This window comes from Vibrio sp. D173a (genome assembly GCF_030248475.1).
The window spans coordinates 1-4,705 of sequence record NZ_JAHGAH010000047.1; the positions used below are offsets into that span (position 1 = coordinate 1).

2 protein-coding genes are annotated in these 4,705 nt (G+C 44.3%); both read right to left on the reverse strand.

What is annotated here, in order from left to right; all coding sequences use genetic code 11:
* Nucleotides 1-729: 729 nt before the first annotated feature.
* Nucleotides 730-2,865 carry a lysine decarboxylase CadA gene (locus tag KIV40_RS05865; RefSeq protein WP_285348221.1) on the reverse strand — a complete coding sequence of 712 codons (2,136 nt, stop codon included), beginning with the start codon at nucleotides 2,863-2,865 and terminating at the stop codon, nucleotides 730-732.
* 116 nt (nucleotides 2,866-2,981) lie between these two features.
* Nucleotides 2,982-4,328, reverse strand: a complete 1,347-nt coding sequence (gene cadB / locus KIV40_RS05870; protein ID WP_045372949.1) for a cadaverine/lysine antiporter — start codon at nucleotides 4,326-4,328, stop codon at nucleotides 2,982-2,984.
* Between the last annotated feature and the right edge of the window lie 377 nt (nucleotides 4,329-4,705).

Consider the following 4,705-nt stretch of genomic DNA (forward strand, 5'->3'; position numbering starts at 1 on the left):
TCATTGAAACCTAATTTGAAACCGAAGTTTCTAATTGGACTATCATCAACGAGTGCCCACACAGATTGATAGGTTCTTATTTTTAAAGAGCTTTTTTAACATTTTCAGCAACTTAGTTGCTCGTCGTTAGGGGTGCGTATCTTACTTCACACCGCGAGAGAGTCAAGCATTTTTTTCAAATTCTTTTTTCTCTCTTCCCGACTCGCTGTGTGACTTTCGTCTCACTCCGTGTCGGTGGATGCGCAGTATAGGGGGTTGAGAAATTAGCACAAGCCTTTTTTGCAAAAAAACTTCCAATCGCACAAATAACGAGCATTATGCATAGATAGTCAACGATCTTGTCTAATATTTCGGGTTGCAGAGGATCTTTTCATGAAGAAACACCTGACTTCCGCATTAAAAGATCGCCGATTTCTTTGCGATTTCGGTTGCTGATCTTATCTCTTTTTGGTTCTTTTTGCTCTTTCTAACTATATAAAGACGAAAAAAAAGAGCAGAACGATGACGAACTGCTCTTTGGTCTTTGCTTTTTATTTAGGATGCTTCAGGTGAAGTCTTGGAAAAATGCCTCTTCTATATATAGAAGAAAAGATCAGAGCATCCTTGCCCTTCTCTTTACGACAGAATAGTTAGGGGTATATCTAATATGCCGTTATTGTTCGATGACGCATTGAGCTCGTAAGAGTGGAGCATGCTTGCATTCCCAATGACGTCATCTTCGAGAGGAACTTAGTTCTTCAATACTTTTACGGTGTAGCTACCATCTTTTTGTTGGTATAGACCGTGGATGTCGGTTTCGAAACCTGGGTAATGCGCTCCGATCTCACAAAGCATCTCTAGGAAGTCCAGCACAGGGCGAGACTCTTGAGTCACCATTTCACCAGGAAGTACTAGTGGCACACCTGGAGGGTAAGGAAGAATCATGTTCGCACTTACGCGGCCAACCATTTCTTCCAGTTTGATTTCTTCTACGTTACCGCGAAGCTCTTCTTGCCATGCTGCGTGTGGTGTTACTTTCATTTCAGGAAGAACATCGAACGCTTTGTACATTAGCTCTGGTAGGTTGTATTTCTTAGTTAGGTTGTGAATTGCTTGTGCTAGTTCTTGAACACGCATACCTTCATAGAAGCTTGGGTCTTCGTTGTATAGCGAAGGTAGGAAGCTCTTGATGGTTAGGTTCAAGTCGTAGCTACGTTTAAATTCAGTTAGGCCGCGTAGCAATTGCATTGCTTTTGATTTGTCGATACCGATTGAGAATAGGAACAACAAGTTGTATGGACCTGTTTTCTCTACCACGATGCCGCGCTCGTCTAGGAATTTAGCCACCAGCGAAGCAGGAATACCTGATTCTTCTAGTTCGCCTTCTTTATTCATCCCTGGAGTCAGTAGCGTTACTTTGATTGGATCAAGATACATGTGGTTGTCATCCATGTTCTTGAAGCCGTGCCATGTGTCGCTAGGGTCTAGTTTCCAACATTCAGTGCTATCGATGTTTTCTGGTTGCCATACATCGAAGAACCAGCTGTCACTTTCTGCTTCTAGGCGTTTGATCTCTTTACGGAAGCGGATTGCGCGATCGATAGAGTCTTGCATCAACTTCTTACCAGTGTTGCCGCGCATCATTGCCGCTGCAGTTTCAGTAGAAGCAACAATGCCGTACTGAGGTGAAGTTGAAGTGTGCATCATGAATGCTTCGTTGAAAGATTCTTTATCAAAGTCACCTTTCACGTGAATCATTGAAGCTTGTGAGAATGCCGCCAACAGTTTGTGTGTTGATTGTGTCTCGTAGAACACTTTGCCTGGCATCGCTTCACCACTCATACCACATTTACCTTCGTAAATTGGGTTGAAGTTGGTGTAAGGCACCCAAGCACTGTCGAAGTGGATGTGTTTACAATCTAGCGACTCTTTGATGAATTGCGTGTTGTACAGTAGGCCATCGTAAGTTGAGTTAGTCACTACTGCGTAACTTGGCGCAGTTGCACCTGGTGTTTTCGCCACTTTCTCTGCAATGACATCACGGTTGAATTCACTTTGTGGAATACCACCAAGAATGCCGTATGCGTTACGAGTTGGGCGGAAGTAGATTGGTGTCACGTCGCTCATCATCATTAGGTGAGTCAAAGATTTGTGACAGTTACGGTCAATCAGTACTGTGCTGCCCGCAGGCGCTGAGTACATACCAACGATTTTGTTCGATGTAGACGTACCGTTAGTTACGATGTAAGAGCTGTCTGCATTGAATGTACGTGCAATGTATTCTTCTGCATCTTTGTGCGGACCTGAGTGGTCTAGTAGAGAACCTAGCTCAGGCATTGAGATTGATACGTCCGCTTTGAATGTGTTTGGACCGTAAAAATCGTAGAAGATGCTACCAGCAGGACTTTTCTGGAATGCAGTACCACCCATGTGACCTGGAGTACAGAAGGTGTATTTACCTTCTTCTACGTATTTGAATAGCGCTTTAGTAAATGGAGGCATGATGGCATCTTTGTATGCCTCTGTCGCTTGGTTGATTTTGATAGCGATGTCGTCAGCCATACCTAAAGCGTACTCGAAGAAGCTCACATTTAGACGTAGGTCTGTTAGTGAAATGTCTAGAGTAGACTGTTCGTTAGCAAATGCGTGAACAGGCAGTTTTTCGTTGATTTGGCTAATACGTTCACATAGCTCTAGTGAGTATTTATCCCAGTCGAACAGCACACCGCAAATGCGTGGGTTCATCTCAATCATTTTGATCAAGTCTTTATCATCTACTGGGTAAACCACTTCGTAGCCCGCTTTCTCAAGAGCAGCGTGAAGTTGACGAACTGGCTCTTCTTTAAAGAACACACCCATGTGGTTCAAGATAGCGAATATATTCATTTGGACATCTCCAAGGCGAATGAGGGCGCTCTTTGCCATTTACAGGCAATGAGTAAGGTGAGCGCCGCGTGAATTTGAGTTTTATGGGCTGGCACCGTAGTGCCAGCGTTTGGGGATTAGTTGCTTGCTTGAGCAGCTACGTCTTCGTCAGCATGAAGCTTCATGTACTGAGCTAGACCTGCTTTTTTGCTGTAGAACATCAAGATAACAAGAGACACGATGAAGGTTGCTGTTAGCGTACCGCCCTCTGCACCTGCTAGTGCGATGAAGCAGAACAGACAAGCCACACCAGAGAACAGCATTACGAAGCCGTTGCGTGTTGTCATACCTTCGAAGCGAATCAAGTTAATGCTTGAGTAGAAGTAAGGCAGCATAGTTAGTAGTACTGCGTCAGTTGTTAGCTGGTTGAACAGGTCTGATGCGTGTGCTGTTTTAGAGCTGAAGAACATCAGTACAACCATTAGCGCAGTCATCTTGATTGACGCAAGAATTAGACCTTTCTTAGGCACACCGTTTTTGTCTGTTTCGCCGTAGATTTTAGGGAAGTTACCGTCGTTTGCTGCGCGTTTACCCGCTTCACCTACTAGCATCATCCAAGAACCTAGCGAAGTGAAACATGCTAGTGCTGTGAATGCTGATACGAATGGTGCTGTCCAGCTACCGAATAGCTCAGTGGTTGCTAGCGCGAATGGTGCACCTGATGCTGCTACCTCTGATGCTGGGAACATACCGCTGATCATTTGAGTAGATAGGATGTAAATAACACCTGCGATAGCCGTACCCAACATAGTTGCTAGTGGTACTGTGCGCTTAGGGTTTTCAACCATACCTGTAGATACCGCCGCTGATTCCACACCAACGAATGACCATAGACAGATAAGAACCGCTGTTACTACCGCGTGGCTGTCAGTGCCTGCTGATACGTTCCAGTTTTGGCTGTAAAGCGCAGTATCGAAGTGCGTCCAACCAAATGCGGCGGTACCAACAACAGGGATAAGGATAAGTACTAGACCAAGCGTACATAGACGGCTTACCCAGCTACCACCAAGTAGGTTGACGAAAGTGAAGATCCATACCGATGCAATCGTCGCAATACCTGCCGGGATTGGGTTATTAAGCACAGGGAAGAATACTGAAAGGTAAGAAACACCTGTAATGGCAATAGCCAGGTTACCAATCCAGTTCGCGTGGTAATAAAGAACGCCCGTTTGGAAACCAAATACCGGAGACACTTCGCCAGCATAAGCGATAGGACCACCTTCTTGTGGGTTTTTGGTTGCCAGACGAGCGTAAACGAACGCCAGACTCAGTGCACCGACCAAACAGATCAGCCAACTGAAGATTGAAACAGAGCCTACAGAGGCAAGACTAGAAGGTAATAGTGCAATACCACTACCCATCATGTTACCGGCTACGACACCCGTACAGGCAATAAGGCCGATTTTTTTCGCATTCGATGACATAACATCTCCAAATCTATTCTACTCGAGTCAACATGACTCAAACTGAATGGTTATTAGCGAGATGCTATGAGGAGGAATCTGCTCGACCTCGCTAAATTTCGAAGTGAAGACTACGCCCAAAAACTGGGAAAAAAATAAACTTGGGGTTATCAATAAAACAATTAGCCCATCGGTATAAAGCTGAGATAAACCTGATAAACTAAAAAACATAAAGACAGCATATACAGCAACTTATGAGCAAAACCTAAAATGCTCATACTGAAAAACTAAAAACATCAACCTCAACAAATTTTCCATCAACCTTATCAACGACTATCAACAGAAGTGGCCCCCAATTTTCGGACATGACTTTAAGTGATTGATCTGTTTGTATAGTA

Bases quoted from the DNA above. Each gene is read 5' to 3' on its own strand.
- KIV40_RS05865 (WP_285348221.1), bottom strand. From the start codon at position 2,865: ATGAATATATTCGCTATCTTGAACCACATGGGTGTGTTCTTTAAAGAA.
- cadB (WP_045372949.1), bottom strand. From the start codon at position 4,328: ATGTCATCGAATGCGAAAAAAATCGGCCTTATTGCCTGTACGGGTGTC.